Annotated in this window: 18 protein-coding genes and 1 riboswitch; of the genes, 10 read left to right on the plus strand and 8 right to left on the minus strand. The window is 41.2% G+C overall.

What is annotated here, in order from left to right:
- Window positions 1-110: 110 nt before the first annotated feature.
- A complete protein-coding gene (locus tag HNR44_RS05195; protein WP_343069368.1) occupies window positions 111-1,541 on the plus strand; it encodes an aldehyde dehydrogenase family protein in 1,431 nt (476 codons plus the stop codon).
- 25 nt (window positions 1,542-1,566) lie between these two features.
- The gene (locus HNR44_RS05200; protein ID WP_184403022.1) at window positions 1,567-2,739 is read left to right on the plus strand and encodes a M24 family metallopeptidase; all 1,173 of its coding nucleotides are present in this window, start codon (window positions 1,567-1,569) and stop codon (window positions 2,737-2,739) included.
- Here HNR44_RS05200 and yidD read toward each other — a convergent pair.
- Complete coding sequence (gene yidD, locus HNR44_RS05205) at window positions 2,736-2,975, minus strand: membrane protein insertion efficiency factor YidD (RefSeq protein ID WP_184403023.1); 240 nt, start codon at window positions 2,973-2,975, stop codon at window positions 2,736-2,738. The genes HNR44_RS05200 and yidD overlap by 4 nt on opposite strands.
- Window positions 2,976-3,025: 50 nt before the next feature.
- A complete protein-coding gene (gene dapA / locus HNR44_RS05210) occupies window positions 3,026-3,913 on the minus strand; it encodes a 4-hydroxy-tetrahydrodipicolinate synthase (RefSeq protein WP_184403024.1) in 888 nt (295 codons plus the stop codon).
- Between the two features lie 194 nt (window positions 3,914-4,107).
- Window positions 4,108-4,286: riboswitch (Lysine riboswitch) on the minus strand.
- Window positions 4,287-4,469: 183 nt separating this feature from the next.
- On the opposite strand from dapA, the gene HNR44_RS05215 reads away from it, so the two are divergent.
- On the plus strand, window positions 4,470-5,147 hold the full coding sequence (locus tag HNR44_RS05215) for a YhcN/YlaJ family sporulation lipoprotein (protein ID WP_184403025.1): 678 nt from the start codon (window positions 4,470-4,472) through the stop codon (window positions 5,145-5,147).
- A gap of 42 nt (window positions 5,148-5,189) precedes the next feature.
- Here HNR44_RS05215 and HNR44_RS05220 read toward each other — a convergent pair whose 3' ends face one another.
- Genes HNR44_RS05220 through HNR44_RS05230 form a run of 3 tightly spaced genes read right to left on the minus strand, consistent with a single transcriptional unit; the run spans window position 5,190 to window position 7,592 of the window.
- Entirely contained in the window at window positions 5,190-6,065 is an 876-nt protein-coding gene (locus HNR44_RS05220; protein WP_184403026.1) for a diacylglycerol/lipid kinase family protein, read from the minus strand.
- A gap of 17 nt (window positions 6,066-6,082) precedes the next feature.
- Window positions 6,083-6,985: a YegS/Rv2252/BmrU family lipid kinase gene (locus HNR44_RS05225; RefSeq protein ID WP_246406986.1), complete on the minus strand. Its 903-nt coding sequence runs from the start codon at window positions 6,983-6,985 to the stop codon at window positions 6,083-6,085.
- Window positions 6,975-7,592 (minus strand): lysophospholipid acyltransferase family protein, encoded by a 618-nt coding sequence (locus HNR44_RS05230; protein ID WP_184403027.1) that lies wholly within the window; start codon window positions 7,590-7,592, stop codon window positions 6,975-6,977. The genes HNR44_RS05225 and HNR44_RS05230 overlap by 11 nt, the downstream gene beginning before the upstream one ends.
- Window positions 7,593-7,739: 147 nt before the next feature.
- Here HNR44_RS05230 and HNR44_RS05235 point away from each other — a divergent pair, with 147 nt between their 5' ends.
- From HNR44_RS05235 to lgt, 3 genes are all read left to right on the plus strand, one after another.
- Window positions 7,740-8,960, plus strand: a complete 1,221-nt coding sequence (locus HNR44_RS05235) for a zinc-dependent alcohol dehydrogenase (protein ID WP_184403028.1) — start codon at window positions 7,740-7,742, stop codon at window positions 8,958-8,960.
- A 44-nt stretch (window positions 8,961-9,004) separates the two neighbouring features.
- Window positions 9,005-10,096, plus strand: a complete 1,092-nt coding sequence (locus HNR44_RS05240) for a class II aldolase/adducin family protein (RefSeq protein ID WP_184403029.1) — start codon at window positions 9,005-9,007, stop codon at window positions 10,094-10,096.
- 219 nt (window positions 10,097-10,315) lie between these two features.
- A complete protein-coding gene (lgt, locus tag HNR44_RS05245) occupies window positions 10,316-11,122 on the plus strand; it encodes a prolipoprotein diacylglyceryl transferase (protein WP_184403030.1) in 807 nt (268 codons plus the stop codon).
- Between the two features lie 43 nt (window positions 11,123-11,165).
- On the opposite strand, the gene HNR44_RS05250 is transcribed toward lgt, so the two are convergent.
- Window positions 11,166-11,687, minus strand: a complete 522-nt coding sequence (locus tag HNR44_RS05250; RefSeq protein ID WP_184403031.1) for a hypothetical protein — start codon at window positions 11,685-11,687, stop codon at window positions 11,166-11,168.
- A gap of 338 nt (window positions 11,688-12,025) precedes the next feature.
- Between HNR44_RS05250 and HNR44_RS05255 the strand changes: the two genes are divergently transcribed.
- The 4 genes from HNR44_RS05255 (at window position 12,026) to HNR44_RS05270 (ending at window position 15,057) form a co-directional block, all read left to right on the plus strand.
- Window positions 12,026-12,316, plus strand: a complete 291-nt coding sequence (locus HNR44_RS05255) for an antitoxin endoai (protein WP_184403032.1) — start codon at window positions 12,026-12,028, stop codon at window positions 12,314-12,316.
- Window positions 12,304-12,702, plus strand: a complete 399-nt coding sequence (locus tag HNR44_RS05260) for a type II toxin-antitoxin system PemK/MazF family toxin (RefSeq protein ID WP_184403033.1) — start codon at window positions 12,304-12,306, stop codon at window positions 12,700-12,702. Before HNR44_RS05255 ends, HNR44_RS05260 begins: the two co-directional genes overlap by 13 nt.
- 180 nt (window positions 12,703-12,882) lie before the next feature.
- On the plus strand, window positions 12,883-14,076 hold the full coding sequence (locus HNR44_RS05265; protein WP_184403570.1) for an alpha/beta hydrolase: 1,194 nt from the start codon (window positions 12,883-12,885) through the stop codon (window positions 14,074-14,076).
- A gap of 333 nt (window positions 14,077-14,409) precedes the next feature.
- On the plus strand, window positions 14,410-15,057 hold the full coding sequence (locus tag HNR44_RS05270) for a hypothetical protein (RefSeq protein WP_184403034.1): 648 nt from the start codon (window positions 14,410-14,412) through the stop codon (window positions 15,055-15,057).
- A gap of 46 nt (window positions 15,058-15,103) precedes the next feature.
- Here the strand turns inward: HNR44_RS05270 and HNR44_RS05275 are convergent, their stop codons facing one another.
- Together HNR44_RS05275 and HNR44_RS05280 are read right to left on the minus strand one after the other, a co-directional pair.
- A complete protein-coding gene (locus HNR44_RS05275) occupies window positions 15,104-16,444 on the minus strand; it encodes a YjiH family protein (RefSeq protein ID WP_343069371.1) in 1,341 nt (446 codons plus the stop codon).
- A gap of 56 nt (window positions 16,445-16,500) precedes the next feature.
- Complete coding sequence (locus tag HNR44_RS05280) at window positions 16,501-17,304, minus strand: HAD family hydrolase (protein WP_184403035.1); 804 nt, start codon at window positions 17,302-17,304, stop codon at window positions 16,501-16,503.
- Window positions 17,305-17,517: the final 213 nt, after the last annotated feature.

Below are 17,517 nucleotides of genomic sequence, written 5' to 3' on the forward strand. Positions count from 1 at the left end.
ATAGAAAAAGGATACTTTTGGCGTTCGTTTAGGTTGTCAACCACCATATATAAAGATATAAAGACTTTTTTAACTCAAAATTCCAGATTCTGCAGAAAGGGATGATGTTCATGATGAAAGAACAAGCAATGCTTATAGCAGGAAAATGGAAACATAAAGAGCAGGTCATTCAAGTTGACGATCCAGGTACTGGAGAAGTCATTGGCAGTGTTCCTAATGGAAGTTCAGAAGACATGGAAGAAGCATTAGAGAGTGCCCTGGAAGGGAAAAATATTGCTTCATCTATGTCGATTCGGGATAGGATGAACATTCTTACCAAAGCTGCCGAGCTTGTGGATGACAATCATGAAGAGATTTCGCAGCTTATTTCTTCTGAAGGAATTAAAACGATTACTGAAGCGCGATCAGAAGCAACCAGGGCTGCTGAAACTCTTCGTCTCTGTGCAGAGGAGGCAAGGAGGTTAACAGGAGAAACGATCAATTTTGACCAGATGCCTGGGAATACGGATCGTCATGGATACACGTACAGATTTCCTTTAGGAATCATCGGTGCAATCACCCCCTTTAATGATCCATTCAATCTAGTTGTTCATAAAATCGGGCCCGCGATCGCAGGTGGTAACGCAGTTATTCTAAAACCAGCCACCCAAACCCCTTTATCAGCATTATGGCTTACTGAAAAGCTGCTTGAGGCAGGGTTACCCGAACGGGTGATGAGTGTAGTAACAGGAAGTGGCGGGGAAGTTACTCCTCCTTTAGTAGAAAGTTCAGAAGTACGGATGATTACCTTTACAGGTGGCTTGCCTACAGGGGAGAGGATTGCAAAAACAGCTGGCTTAAAAAAATTAAGCATGGAGCTCGGGTCAAACTCACCTTTTCTAGTTTTCAACGATGCCAATATTGATAAAGCAGCAGAGGCTGCTGTAGCAGGTTCTTATGGAGCCGGAGGACAGAACTGTTTAAGCGTGCAAAGAATTTTTGTCCAAAAGGAAGTAGAAGAAACCTTTACTCAAAAGTTTCTCGAAAAAACCGAACAATTAATCACCGGAGATAAAAAGAGTGAGGAAACAGATATAGGTCCGGTTATTTCAGAGAATGTAGCCAAAAACATCATCGCAGATATTAGAAACGCTGAAGAGAAGGGGGCAGAGATACTATGTGGCGGAACTCGTGATCATTGTTTCGTCCAGCCCACACTATTGCGTAACGTCCCTAAAAGGCACAGTTTATATCAGGAAGAAATTTTTGGTCCTGTAGCATTACTTCATACATTTTCCAGCTATGAAGAGGCCATCGATTTAGCAAATGAAGTAAATTTCGGCCTACAGGCAGGAGTCTTTACTAATCATTTGCAAACGGCGCATCAGACAATTGCCGACCTTCATGTTGGAGGCGTAATGATTAATGACAGCAGTGATTTTCGCATAGACGCTATGCCCTTTGGCGGTGTAAAAGGATCTGGTATTGGCCGTGAAGGACCTCACACAGCACTTATGGATATGACTGAGCCAAGGGTCGCCTGCTTTAAAATGGACGGATAAATGATGGATGAAAAGGGGTGGAGAAATGTTCTCATATGATGAATACGAGACTAGAATGAACAAAACAAAACAAAAAATGTTGGAATATGGGGTAGAAGTCTTAGTGATTTCTAACCCCTCCAATATGTGTTATCTCACAGGTTATGATGCTTGGAGTTTCTATGTACATCAAGTCGTGCTCGTTTTTATTGATGAAGAAGAACCGGTTTGGATTGGGAGGGAAATGGACGCTGAAGGGGCAAAAATGACCACCTGGCTTAGTGACTCTCGGATCATTCCCTATCCAGATGAATTTGTGCAATCAACAATCAAACACCCCATGGACTTTGTGGCCCACATTCTAAATGATCTTGGACAGGGGACGAGAAAAATCGGGGTTGAAATGGATGCCTTTTACTATACGGCGATGTCTCACGAACGTATTCAGTTAGGATTACCAGACGCTGAGTTTAAAAATGCAAGCAGTGTTGTAAACTGGGTGAGAGTGATTAAAAGCGATGCTGAAATTGCTTATATGCGTAAAGCCGCCTATATCGTTGAGAGCGCGATGCAAGCGGCTTATAACAAAGTTGATGTGGGTGTAAGAGAAAATGAAGTTGCAGCTGCCATTTATCATGCTCAAATATATGGTAGTGATGATTTCGGAGGTGATTATACATCGATCGTACCGATGATTCCATCCGGAAAATATACAGCGAGTCCTCATTTAACCTGGACGGACAAGAAGTACAAAAATGGCGATTTTTTAACACTCGAAATTGCTGGGTGCTATCATAGATACCATACACCGATGGCTCGTACGATGGCGCTTGGTAAGGCTCCTGACTATGTACTGGATGTCGGTAAGGTGGTAAACGAAGGAATTGCTAAGACACTTCAGCATATGAAACCCGGTATTACAGCAGAAGAAGTCGAGGATGTTTGGAGTCAAACGATTGCTAAACATGGCTATGTCAAAGGTTCAAGGCTCGGGTATTCCATTGGCATGAGCTATCCTCCAGATTGGGGCGAACATACGATCAGTTTCCGAAAAGGGGATCGTTCGATATTAGAACCAGGGATGACTTTTCACTTGATGCCGGGGATATGGTTTGACGATTTCGGGGTTGAAATCACAGAATCTGTACACATAACCGATGAGGGGGTGGAAACGTTCACATCATTCAACCGCGAGATTTATGAAAAACCAGTCAGTTAACGACGGGAACGATTTTTTTTGTTCTCAGGTACTGGATCGAATCCCCCGCGGTGGAAAGGATGGCATTTACTAATCCGAATAATCGCAAGTATTAAACCTTTAAGAGCACCATGATTTTCAATAGCCTCAATGGCATATTGTGAACAAGTCGGCTGAAAACGACACGAGGGTGGAGTAAAGGGAGAAATAAATCGACGATATAAACGGATAGGAAAGAGCAAAATTTCACGCAGCATACCATTCACCTCACAAATAGAGCGACCATATTTATGGTCGCTCTTTCCTCTTAACTAACGAAAAAAGTTGCGCTTGGTTGAAGTATCCGATACAAATATTGATTTTCTTCTTCATTTAATCGGATCATCGGTAAACGAACATTACCGGAAATAATACCTTGCATTTCTAAAGCTTCTTTAACCGGAGTAGGACTAGGAGCCATAAACATTGCCTTCATGATTGGTAATGTTTCCCGGTGTTGTTTAGCGGCTAATTGTACATGTCCTTGTGCAAAATTCTGCATCATTTGCAGCATGCTTTTACCGATAATATGTGAAGCGACTGAAACAATACCGCTGCTTCCAACGGACATAAGCGGCAATGTTAAGCTATCGTCTCCCCCATACAATTTAAAGCCTTCCTGCGCATTTTCAATAATAAAGGAGGCAGCATCCGCATCTCCACTAGCCTCTTTTACAGCTTGGATATTAGGGATGTGGGACAGGCGAATAATGGTTTCTGGTGTTAAGCTTACGGCTGTCCTTCCAGGCACATTATACAGCATAATCGGTAAGTCTGTAGAGTCTGCAATCGCTTGAAAATGCTGATACATTCCTTCTTGAGAAGGTTTACTGTAGTAAGGCGTCACAAGCATAATTCCGTCAACACCAACATCTTCGGCAGCGCGCGTTAGGGCAATGGATGCACGGGTGTCACTGGTCCCTGTCCCTGCAATAACGGGAATTCTCCCATTAACTACTTTAACTGTATGCTTAAATAAGGAAATTTTCTCCTCTTTCGATAATGTTGGTGATTCACCTGTGGTTCCTGCGACGACAAGCGCTTCCGTACCGTTTGCGATCAGATGGTTCACTAATTTTGTGACGTCGTGATAATCAATCTCGCCTTTACCATCAAATGGAGTTACCATCGCCGTAACTAATCGTCCTAATTTCATGTTTACCACCCTCGTGTTGAATTTTTTTACGTAAATACTGATACATGAGGGGCCTGACACAAGTTAGTTTATGTGCTCTGGGTAAGGGAAGTGCAGGCAGATGCCCTGTAAGCAATAGAGGTTTTATACATAAAAAACAGCAATGAGCGCTCTCATTGCTGCATGAACACTTCCTGATAACCGAAGCACTTCATGCGTGAGATAGCCCTCCATATAGCATCGCTATATGACAGCCCTACATTTATTCAATGTAAGACCAGCCGCGAATACGTGAGTAATTCTTAGCTTCGGCAAATTCCCCTTTCCGTAAACGTCTTCGGATCTCACGCTCCTACGCATACGTACTAATGGTTTTTGCTCCTCTACTCCCACTTCAGAAGAAGCTGGATGTATTTTGTAATTTTTATTGTAGCAAATACTTATTGTGTATGCAATCACTTATCTTCACTTTTTATAAAATATGCAGGATCCTAATATTTGGTCATTATATCTAAAATTCCCGGATTTTAAACCCTGACAAACGGTCATCCTAATAAAAAAGAGAGGAGGGAGCCACTTGAATATGAAAATGCCGGTTTTTCTGTTCTTACTGCTCATATTGTTAACCGGGTGTGTCCAAGATAGTAATGATATGGGTCTTTCCACCGACTATGATCCGGAACATGAGATAGGTGTTAATCCCATCGATCATCTAGGGCCCGCCTCAGACTTAATGGTACCAGATCATAGCCCGGGTCAGCTTACAAGAGATAATACTCAGGATACGGACAGCCAGCGTGATTATGGCTGGCATAAGAATCGATTAAACTCCGTTCGAACCGGACGCGTCAAGGATAGTCCGCACTTGCGTGATGATCCGGAAAATCTTGCCCGGCAAGCGGAAGAAATTAATCAACAGTACGAAGACGGACAAGAAGATACTGCACTTACAATTAAGGACAAAATTGAAATGTTAGACGCCGTTTCCCGTGCTCACGTGGTTTCTCATGATGGCCAAATATATATTGGAATTGAAGGCGAATCAATAAACGAGGATCACATGGAAGATGCACTCTCGACGATTGTCGACGAAGAAGGAGATCAAGACTTTGTATGGCATACCGATCGAAGATCGGTAAATCGAATTAGAGCAGCAGAAAAAATTGCAAACCCCAATCATGAAAGAGGCCTGCATGAATGGTTTGAAGATGTTGAATACGAATTACAACAAACAGGTGATGATTGGAATAATTAAAGTCCTTGGACGAGTGATGAGGAGCGTTCTGCTATTGTAATCTTAAACAACATGTAGGGCGTTTTCCTCAATATTTATTTTAATAGGAGTTTGTCCAATAATTTCTCCGTCACCATGAACGACCATAGCTGGTGTTGAATCGATCTCAATCTGTTTTCCTGATAGCATTTTAATTGAAGGGTGGGATATATGATTGCCTTTAAACACGCTCGGGAACACTCGTACAAACTGAAGCTTTGACATTCCATGGACAATGCACAGTTCTAATAAGCCGTCGCTTCCTTTTGCATTTGGGCAAATCACCATTCCACCAGCATAATATGGGAAGTTTGCAACTGCAATCAACCAAACATTCTTCATTACGATTTCCTGATGATCAACTGAAATCGTCATATCAACCGGTTTAAATCCAAACAAAACCTTGAAAACACTGATAATATACTGCAGCTTTCTTAAACGAAAAACATTTAGCCACTTTTTGTGTTTAGAGTCGTTCACAATTTGAGCCACTTGACCGTCAAATCCAACCCCAATTACTGTCACACAGTATTCACCACCGATTCTGCCGATATCAACAGCTTTTGATTTTCCGCGTAAAATCCGATCCAAAGCTTCCCGGTAATCCTTTGGGATCTTTAAAGCTCTTGCAAAGTCATTTCCCGAACCTGCTGGTATAATGCCCAAGGGAATATCAAACCCAACTAACCCATTGATGACTTCATGCACCGTACCATCGCCCCCTATAACAATAACTGCTCCTTTTTTTAAATTTTTGACGATGGCTGTTGCATGCTTAGGTTGGGCAGTAAAAAATACCTCGTAATCAATCTCTCTTGTTTCCAAAACCTTACGAACCTCGCTCCAAATAGCACATGCTTTCCCGTTGCCGGAAACTTTATTGACAATGAAATAGTACATATAAAACTCCACCTCGTTTACTCAGCTTCCACTGTAAAGACCTTTAAATGATTGGGGAGAACTTGAAACTTTCGTTCCAATACAGTTTTGCGTTCCCCATCCATATTTACAAACATGTTCTCGGGTAAATGAACCTCAGACGAGGAAATTTTTTGATGTTTGATCAGTGAGGAGGGATTTCCAACCCTCAATGCTGTGATTAGTAATACCGTGAATAAATGTAGTCGATTCCGAATGTTGCATGTTACTAAATGAAAAGCCCCATCGCTTTCATTGGTTTGAGGAATGAACTGTTCAAATGGACCTACAGAATTTCCGTTCATGATGAGAAAAAACGAAAGGTCGGAAATATAAGTATCTGGAAAAATTTGAATGGCAATTTTTTCGCGTGATCTTTGTTGAAACAGTTTCTTAATAAAACAGAGGGCATAAGCAAATTCACCCAAATAAGATTTAAGTTTCTTTGGCGTCTCATAGGTAATATCTGTTAACCAACCTGCTGCTGCAATGTTAGCAAAATACTGTTGACCAAGCTTTCCGATGTCGACGTAAGCGGTATTCCCCTTTTCAATAATGGAAAGTATCTTGAAGACGTTATGGGGAAGACCGATGACTTGTGCAAACTCATTACTCGTACCAAATGGAAATACACCAACCTTTGGCCGGTAAAGCTCTGGAGACAAAGATTGAAGCACATTCTGGATGGTCCCGTCTCCCCCTGCTACAAAAAGAGCTTCCCATTGTTGCCTGCACGCACGTTTAATCAACGATGACAACTCTTGAGCATCTTCCTGTAACTGAAAGATGCTGATTTCATAACCCATATCCGTTAGTTTTTCTACGATAAGCGGAAAGTTTTTATGGTTTCGCTTCTTACCTGAAGAGGGGTTATAGATCATCAAGGCCCGTTTAGTGAGCATGTTCAGATGTTCCTCCGATCATTTGAATCGTGGAGTGTTGTTCACCGAGTTCTTTAATACGTGTCATCACAAACTGGGACAAATCATCATAATCGAAATCTGAAAAACGGGAGGGGTCTATAGGTTCCCCAATAATGATTTTTATGGAGGTTCGGTATCGTCCCTTCCCCTTTCTAACGATAGCAACCGGCAGGATCGGAGCACCGGTTTTACTTCCAAAAAATGCCACCCCTTTTTTGGGCTTTACATTTTCTCCAATTTTACATCTTTTTCCTTCAGGAAAAATACCAAAGATATCACCACGTCGGATAATTTTTATAACATGCCGAACCGGGCGAATCACAATACCACTGCTTCGATCAACAGGAACAGCATGAAGTTTACGCAAAAACCAATTTGAAAAATGATTGCTAAACAGTTCGTTTTTTGCTAAAAAATGAATTTTTCTACTAAACGTCCCGGAAAGGATGATCGGATCATAACTGCTGATATGATTGGCCGCAATAATGACAGCACCGGTTGGCATCCGCTCCTTACCAACCATTTCAATTTTAAAAGTACAAAGAAGAATCATTTTTGCAATGGGTTTCATCAAAAGATATATCATGGTTATCAATTCGCCCTCAGTTTAATTTCTTACCTTTATTATCCCTCGCTATACGTTAAAAATTCTCCCGGAAAACGTATATTAACTCTTTTTACGGTTACATTATAAATGATATTTTTTCCAAATTTCGTTAGCAGGTGATGTCTGTTGGAATCATTACAATTTGATTTCAAGCCCTCTCGTTACCTTATCAGCAAAACTATTGGGAGGTTTTCGAAATCCTTTTACTGGTCAGCAAAAACTTCATGTTTTCGGTTTGCTCAACTACCAGATCCAGAACTTCCTAATGAAAATTGGGTGAAGATAAAAGTAAAATACGGTGGAATTTGTGGAAGTGATTTAAATATCATTTTCCTAAATGAGAGTCCGGCAACTTCTCCGTATACTTCCTTCCCTTTCACGTTTGGACATGAATCCGTTGGAGTGATACAAGAAGTTGGCAAAAACGTTGACCAATTATCAGCAGGCGACCGGGTGGTGATCGACCCGATCTTATCTTGTACTACAAGAGGAATTACTGAACTATGTTCTGCCTGTCAGAGGGGAGATTACAGTTTATGTGAAAATATGACCGACGGACATATCTCTCCAGGCCTTCTAACGGGAACGTGTCGGGACACAGGGGGGAGTTGGAGCTCACATCTCGTGGCTCATCAAAACCAGGTTTTTCATCTTCCAGATGAGGTTGCTGATTTTAACGGGGTTATGGTGGAACCGTTTAGCTGTGCCCTTCATGGGGTTTTACGGAATCCTCCACGTGAAAACGACACTGTGCTCGTTATTGGGGGAGGAGTGATTGGGATTTGTGTCATTGCTGCCCTCCGGGCTTTACAATTTTCTTGTAAAGTTGTGGCACTCGTGAAACATGATTTTCAGGCTAAGTGCGCAAAAGAATATGGTGCCGATCAGGTCATTCAATTAGGTGGAAATTATACAAAAAGAATGAGTGAAGCATTAGATACGAAAAGATTGAAAACACTATTTGGTCCGGAAGTGATCGAAGGTGGAGCAGACTTGGTATATGAATGTGTAGGAAAAAAGCAAAGTGTCAACGATTCCTTACGGTTTGCAAACAGTGGGGGCAAAGTTATTCTGCTTGGACTAGCTGGCATATTGGACAGTATTGATTGGACGGCCGTCTGGTTAAACGAGCTCGATGTCAAAGGAAGCTTTGCTTACAGTTCGGACGAGTATAAAGGGGATAAAATACGAACGTTTGATATCGCGCTCGAACTCATGCGTTTGGGAAAAGTAGATTTGTCCCCGCTTGTTACGCATCGATTTCCAATCAAAGAATATCGACAGGCGCTCACCACTGCTTCCAGCAAAGCGAACGGAACAAAGATGAAGGTTGTGTTTGAACCTTAAGAGCCATTATTTTCTGCATTTATGCATCAAGGAGGATGGATCTAATGAAAAATTTCACGGTTAATGGAAAAGCAGATAGTCCGTTTTTAACGTGGCTGACTGAAGGAGTGATCCGTGAATTCCAAACGGAAGGGTACCAATTCCAGGAAGAACCAGGGGAAGATATAAAGCTGGTTCTTAATGTCATTGAACCTGAGCGGCCGCGTCATTTTCGGAGAAAAGCACAGTCTACTTTTGTCGTTACCATTGTGGAAACAGAAGAAGAACCGGAGGAAGTTTTTAAAGCCGCTTATCCACTTTTAATTCGATCGCTGGCGAATCATTTAATGTTTGTATCCCATAGTGACGAAAGATCGATGGTTTCCTTCCTTACCCCGGAACAGGGGATTTATCAAATGACTTACGACCCTGAAGAAGATGAAAACCTTTTTTTCCAACGTATTTACGAGCGTTTGGAACCATTAGCTTCTTCACAGTTGGTCATCAATAACGATTTTTACGATGACCTTTATGAAAACCTTGTGAACGGAAACGGCATAACGAAACAAATGTTTTTATACGGAAAAAAGCTTGATGATTTAAATTTATTGCCAGCACCTTTTCCGCTCGAAGAGTATTTGTCTTCACGTGATATGCGTCATTTAAAAAAATTGTACGGTCTTGGAGGATTAAGTTACGGAAATCTCAGCAGCCGCGAAAATACAGATCATTTTTGGATGAGCGCTAGTGGGATTGACAAATCTAATATGAAAGATATTGGAAGAGATATCCTCTACATCACCGGATATGATGAAGTCAATAATTCAATGAAAATTCGTATCCCGCCAAAAACAACTCCGAGAAGAGCATCGGTGGATGCGATTGAGCATTGGATGATTTACAGAGAACATCCTGATGTGGGAGCTATCGTTCATATTCATGCTTGGATGGATGGGATCGAAGCCACGCAAACGAATTATCCGTGTGGAACGCTCGAGCTTGCTGAGACGGTTGCAGAGTTGGTTCGTCAATCCGAGGACCCGTCAAGAACAGTTATTGGACTAAAAAACCATGGGCTCACCATCACTGGCACCAATTTGGACGACATATTTGAACGCATTGAGGGGCGGGTAATCCCGCAAATCCCGATGCTGTAAAAAGCTCCCCCCTGAAAAAGAGGGGGCTTTCTTTAAAATAAGGCAAAGGGTGTGATTTTACTTATGAAAAAGATTGTTAAATATATGGGCCAAATCATCGTCGATGCTTTAATTTTGCTTTTCGAACATGAATATGAAGATCTCCTAAAACCCCATCAGTCACGACGAAAAAACAACAGATAATCAGTTGAATTCTGTTGATATGAGGAGTTGAAATGAATGGAAATGATTAACCCAGTGGCCTTTGAGATTGGTCCTATTCAACTTTATTGGTATGGAATTATTATTGTTGGCAGCGCTTTCCTTGGGTTGTGGCTAGCGGTTCGTGAAAGCGAACGTCGCGGTCTGCCGAAAGATACCTTTGTCGATCTCGTTTTTATTGGGTTTCCCGTATCCGTCTTATTTGCCCGCCTTTACTACGTTCTCTTTAGTTGGGAATATTATTCTGCCAATCCTGAGAAGATTATTGCGATTTGGGAAGGCGGGCTTGCCATGCATGGTGTGCTAATTGGGGCTGTGTTAACCGTTATTGTTTTTTCCAGAGTACGAAATATTTCCTTTTGGCAGTTGGTGGATATTATGGCACCAAGTTTAATTTTGGCTCAAGCCATTGGAAGGTGGGGAAATTTCATTAATCAGGAAGCGCACGGGGGACCTGTAACCCGGGAATTTCTTGAAAGCTTATACTTACCTGATTTTATTATCAGTCAGATGAACATTAACGGTACGTTTTATCATCCGACTTTTTTATATGAGTCCATATGGAATTTTGGCGGATTTATCGTGTTGATGCTGCTGCGACGGGTAAATCTAAGACGCGGAGAATTGTTCTTAACCTATATTATTTATTATTCCATCGGTCGTTTTTTTATCGAAGGATTAAGAACGGATAGTTTAATGCTAACCGATCATTTACGGATGGCACAGGTCGTCTCACTTTTGCTTATCTTTATTGCCTTGTTAATGATTGGGTATCGCCGGAAGAAAGGACATGCCAATGCCCGTTATTTAGATGAAGGGGCATAAGCGTAAAAAGAAGGTAGTACATAACCACCTCCTCTAAGAATCATCATGAGACAAGACCATAATCCGCCAGCTTTGCTTCATAGGTGTATTCCATGGTTCGTAAATATTCAGTTATGTTTTCAGCATGAATACGCATGAGATCACAATCGTCCTGATCACCGTTATCTGAACAACGATTAGTATACTCTTGAACCCTGTATAATTCCACAAGTGAACCTAAAGTTACATCCCTGAGATCATAATATTCGGGTGGTGTAGGACGATTAGAAATTTCATCGACTAAATCGATCATTCGTTCTACAGACTCCTTTGTACTTTGTTCATCAACATCATCAACATGATCATAAAGGGTATGGAGCTCATCATAATAATCATCTAGGAAAGCACCATAATAATCACTATATCTTTCAATGTCCTCATTCGCTTCTGAACTCTGATTTCTTACGTATAGTTCATTGGGTTCTACATTTCTGTACGTGTCATAATGCATTCTCGCTAAATCTTCATCAAGATCTTCTGCACCCTCGCTGCCACAGCCGACAATTGTAAAGATTAACCAAAACATTATAATGGATCCTTTAAGGAAACGCATGTTGCACCATCACCCTCCTGATACGTGATTCATCTACGTTAAGCTTTAGTATGCAGTAGAGTGAAAATATCTATGCATGAAGGAAAGAAGATCGGGCTACCCTGAGAATGAACATTTATATCCGTTATTGGTCCTTTATAACAATAATCTGCGAAAATAGTGTATGAAATGGATATTTCCTCGTTAGATCGCTTTCCGGTACTAAAGCCCGCTTCCTTGTTTGGACAACGGACTTTTACCGAAAAATCTTTAATCCATTAAGGTTTTCGCTTATAATGGTTAGGGAATACACCTCTGGGGGGCACAAGGGCATGCATTCAGAAAAAATTTCTGTACCAATTACTGATGAACTATTTAGTGAGATCAAACATTTATCTGAGAATGGACAGAGCCGTTTTTTCTACCAGCTGGTTCAACATTACATTGAGAAAAAAAAGAAGGAATATATCCGTGCTGATTTAAAGCAAGGGTATATCGAAATGGCGGAAATTAATCGTTCCATTGCCGAAAGCTTTGCTCATGCAGAGTGGGAAGCGTTTCATACTTCAGAATTACGAAAACATATCATCCACTATGGCCAAGGAGGTGAATGGATGAGGTGAATAATCCGAACCAATCTCAGCAACCAGCTGCAAAGAAAAGTGTCAAACGCGGCGATGTTTTCTTTGCAGATTTATCTCCTGTAGTCGGCTCGGAACAAGGTGGCGTCCGCCCAGTTCTCATCATCCAAAACGACATTGGTAACCGCTTTAGCCCAACCGTAATCGTCGCAGCGATTACAGCCCAAATTAAAAAAGCAAAATTACCAACACATGTAGAGATCGATGCCGCACAACATCGATTTGATCGTGATAGTGTCGTTCTTCTTGAACAAATCCGAACGATTGATAAACAACGTCTTACGGATAAAATTACTCATTTGGACGATGAGATGATGAAAAAGGTCAAAAATGCCCTAGAAATTAGTATTGGCCTTAGTGATCTTTAGCTACATAATGGATAAAACGCCAGCCCGCCCCCCGGAGCTGGCAACTTTCATTAGTAAATATGTGAAATTATGATAAAATTTCAAAACAATATGTAACAACTAACATAGAATGTGATACAATGTAAAAAAAGATGAAAGAGGTGGAGGGCGCCAGCCTATTGTAATATGGTTAAACGAAAAATGTTTTCTTTATCCTTTAAAATTATGATCGGTTTCTGCATCATACTATCGAGTTTTGTTAGTGGCTGGTCAACGACATCAGAAGGAACTCTTCCTTCTAAAACTGCTGTCGTCCTCCACGCGATTAATAACCAATTGGTTGTTCCAAATGAACAACTGACCCCGCCAGCATTTTTAACGGGCAACAGCAGCTCTGGTAATGTTACTTTTGAACAAAAGTCATTGGAGATTCCAGTAAGTGACGGTTCACTGATTCCCGCCCGCATGCATAGACCTATAGGAGTAGAAGATGCCCCGATCATATTATATTACCATGGCGGAGCATTTATGGAAGGCTATGGCAGTATCCATACCCACGACAACATCGTACGCGCTTTGGCTTACCGTTCTAATGCCATTGTTATTAGTGTTGGGTATAGACTTGCCCCCGAACACATTTTTCCAAAAGCGGTTGATGACTCCTATGACGCTTTGCTCTGGGCGCATGAGCAGGCGGAAGAACTCGGAGGATCTAAGGAAAAAATAATCGTTGCCGGAGATAGTGCCGGGGGAAATATTGCCACTGTAACAGCGATGCAAGCACGCAATAAAGGTGGTCCAGAACTACAAGCGCAACTATTGTTTTATCCACTAACAACTTTTCATGACCGTTCTCTTGAAACCCGTAACAAGTACGACAGTGGGCATTACTTGCTATCCAGAAAAGTGATGGAAAAAGCGAGAGACACATATACTCCAGGGGAAGAAATGAGGAAGAACCCATATGTATCCCCACTGGATGAAGGAGTGGCTGAAGATTTACCGCCAGCATTTATTGCCACTGCTGAGTATGATCCTTTAAGAGATGAAGGAGAACTCTATGCTCATAAGCTAAATGACGAAGATGTACCCGTTGAAGCCATTCGTTATGAAGGCGTCATGCATGGATTTTTATCCTTTTATGAGGTGATGGCGACCGGTAGCCATGCCATTGATGACAGCCTGGATTTCCTGGATCGCACCTTGAATGATGAACCATTGCAAACGGCTGGATTTCGAATTGTTGAACGTGGGCAGCCATCGGGGGTTGAGAGGATAAGAGAAGAAACAGAAGCTCATTTAGCTGCTGTTTATTTACTTGGCCTACATGCTGAACGTAGATTTAATGATTGGGTGGAAACAACCTTACTTGCGGATTCAGCGAAAGATAATTGATAGAGCTTAAAAAAATGTAATGCGGCCGCTAGTAACTCAAGCTGGTGGCGTCTTACCTGATGAACCTTGAATCAATAAAGGATTCAAGGTTTTTTAGATCATTTAATAAAATCAAAAACGCCCTTCAGAATGAGTTCTTTTGTATATATTGATAAAGAAAATAAAGTGATTTATAGGCATATATCTTATTTAGAGACGAATAATATTGATTTTACCCGTTTATTTTCCAAATTCTTTTCTTTTCTCTATTTTATTTTCATAACGGCTGTGATACACTACTGAAGGATTACAAAAACAGAGAGAGAAAGATAGTAGTGAAAGGGGGCCTTCCTGATGCTAGCAGGATGGAAACAGCGCATGCAGGCGTTTACAAGAAGACGCCGTCAGATGAATGTCCATGAACGTATTAAAGAAAACGAAATGGCTGCAATCCTTGAAGATGAGATGCCTCGTTTTATAAAAATGACAAAACCAACCTTTTTTTTACGTCCAGAAATGGAAAGATCCCTTCATCAATTTTTACAAACGGGCGGGGGACAACGAAATTACGCAAAGCCAACGTTAACCAAAGAAGCACGCCAGTTGGCTCTCTTTTACAATAAAGAACTTTCACTTTTTATCAAGTACTTGCAAAAACAAGGGTTTCAGCTAAAAGGAAATGAAGCCCTTTTTGCACACATTTTCCTTAACCATGTAGCGATCATTAGTTTTCAACAGCTGCAAAAACGATATGGGACTGTCGCATTGCGTAACGAACACATCTCAACCGTGTTTGATCGATATTTGCATATGGTCGATGAAGAACGCTATTACGATATCGATCATCTCGAGTATTTACGTCAAAATTTGATCAGCAAGCGTATCGTGCCTGTTACGATGAACCTGTATAGACTGAAACGCCAACTCAAGCAATATGAAAAAAATCATGAAGACCATCAAATCAACAAATTTAAAAGACGTCTACAGGAAAATATCCATTAGAAAAAGGCTTTCCAGTTAAACGGAAAGCCTTTTTCTTTATATTAATCTAAAAGATGACATGGGCACATAAAACAATGATTGGTAAGGTAATAATAGTTCTTAACAAGAAGATCACTACGAGCTGAAAGAAAGAGATCGGGATTTTCGAACCGAGGATCATACCGCCAACCTCTGACATATAGATGAGCTGTGTAATTGAAAGACAAGCGATAATAAACCGAGTCATCTCACTTTGTATATCGGCGCCAATAATTGCCGGAAGCAACATATCGGCAAATCCAACTAACATCGTTTCTGAAGCAGCCTGAGCTTCAGGTACTTGCATAAGTTCTAAAAGCGGAACAAAGGGAAGGCCAAGCCATTGAAAAACGGGAGTATGTTCAGCGATAATAATCATCACTGTACCTACAGCCATAACGATAGGAATGACAGCAAACCACATTTCGAGGACGTTTCTTAATCCACTACGGCCAGCCCCCCCTGCACTTGCATGTCTAGCTCGGGTTAAAGCATTTTGCCAGCCTCGATGAAGTGCTGGTTGATCAGACTTTTCGTCACGTGGCTTTGGCTTTGTACCTGGATAATATTCTTCACTTTTTCTCGAAAGTGGTGGGATTCGCGGCATAATTATCGCAGCGGCAAATCCAGCGATGATTATCGTTACATAATAGGGAATAAACATATGAGTGAGTTCAATGTACTCTAAAACGACCACCGTAAAGGTAATGGAGACAATATTAAATGTCGTCCCTAAAACTGCCGCTTCCCGTTTTGTATAATACCCTTGTTCATATTGTTGATTTGTGAGAAGTACACCTATCGCTGCATCTCCAAGCCATGAAGCCAAACTGTCAATCGAGGAACGGCCCGGCATCGTAAATAACGGGCGCATAATGACGTGCATTAAAGAGCCTACAAACTCTAAAAGACCAAAATTCATTAACAGAGGTAAAAAGATCCCCGCGAATAAAAAGATCGTGATGAGTAAGGATGCTAGACCTAAAATTTCCCCACCTGTCGTTTCTCCCCAAAGCCATTCAGGCCCCCATTCAAAGAGGATAGCAATGGCGAACAAGAGACCTACAATCCGAACAATAAACCAAAAAGTAGTGACGGAAAATAGTGCCTCAAAAAACGGGCGCTGAATCCAAAGAGGATGTAGATAACGATAAATAATGGTCCCTGCTACAGATAAGGCTATAAGGATGACGATAAGTTCACCTAAGATAGGATCGAGCCATCCCCCAAGTGTATCAGCTAGCCAGGCAATCGGGATGGTCATCTCGTCACCGATTGTGATCGGCATGATAAAAATAAAGAGCCCAACTAGAGATGGGAGGATAAATGTTAGAATATGGCGGACGTTATCTTTTTTTTGCGAAGACACTTGCTCACTCCCAGACGTAGAAAAATGATATTATTGATAAACGAATACTGTTACTTTTACTGTGATTGACCATTTAATGAATCGAGTGTATTTCCGAGCTCTCGCAAGTGATTAATTTCTGCGTTCGGAATGATAGCTGAATCGTTTTGTTCTTGATCTCTATTGAGCCAAACAGACTTGATTCCAGCGCGATTTGCCCCAAGAATATCCGTATGAAGATTATCCCCGATCATTACGGCTTGATCTTTTTTTGCCTCAAACTGGGCAAGGGCATGTAAAAAAATCGACGGATCCGGTTTTCCAATGCCAAATGATCCCGAGATAACCACGCGGTCAAAATGGGGAATTAACGCTTTCGTCATCTCCAACTTTTTAATTTGCAAGCTTGGCGCCCCATTTGTAACAAGAGCAAGTTGATAAGACTTACTCATCCTTGTTAATACTTCAAACGTTTCTTCGTAAACGTAAGGGAGGGTTTCTCGATATTCAATAAAACGTCTCGAAAGTTCCCGCGCTAATGACAAATCTTCATTGCCTACTTTTCGAAGAGCTTCCATCCAAACATCAAATTGATAAACCCGAATATTTGCTCCCATTTCTCGAAAGCGAACGTCATGAATGTCATCGAAGGTTCCCCATAATCCTTCAAATGGATTAATGCCAAGCATGGTTGTTAACGGGTAAAACGATTGCTCTTCATAAAGGGAAGGAGCCACCGCTTTCACCGCCTCCATGAGTTCACTGCTGTCAACCCCAGCTTTCCGTGATGCATCATTACAAGTAGCAAGTAAAGACTCAGATATACTTTTTTTGTCCCATAATAACGTGTCATCAAGGTCAAAAAGAAGCGTATGTACCATTTTGCCCATCCTTTCCGCTGATAACCGTACTTTATTATGACATTATTGTAGCACATAGAAGAAGCGTTCTAACAGTAATTATCGATAAAATTCCCATTTGCATTGATTATCTACAAAGAATTCAAAATAAAATAAGATGATTATATTCACATTTTTCCGGAATGCCTATTCTACAAGATTTTGGAGATCCTTCCATTGGGAATGGAATTGGCA

Origin of the sequence: Geomicrobium halophilum (genome assembly GCF_014207655.1) — a bacterium.
GTDB lineage: Bacteria > Bacillota > Bacilli > Bacillales > Marinococcaceae > Geomicrobium > Geomicrobium halophilum.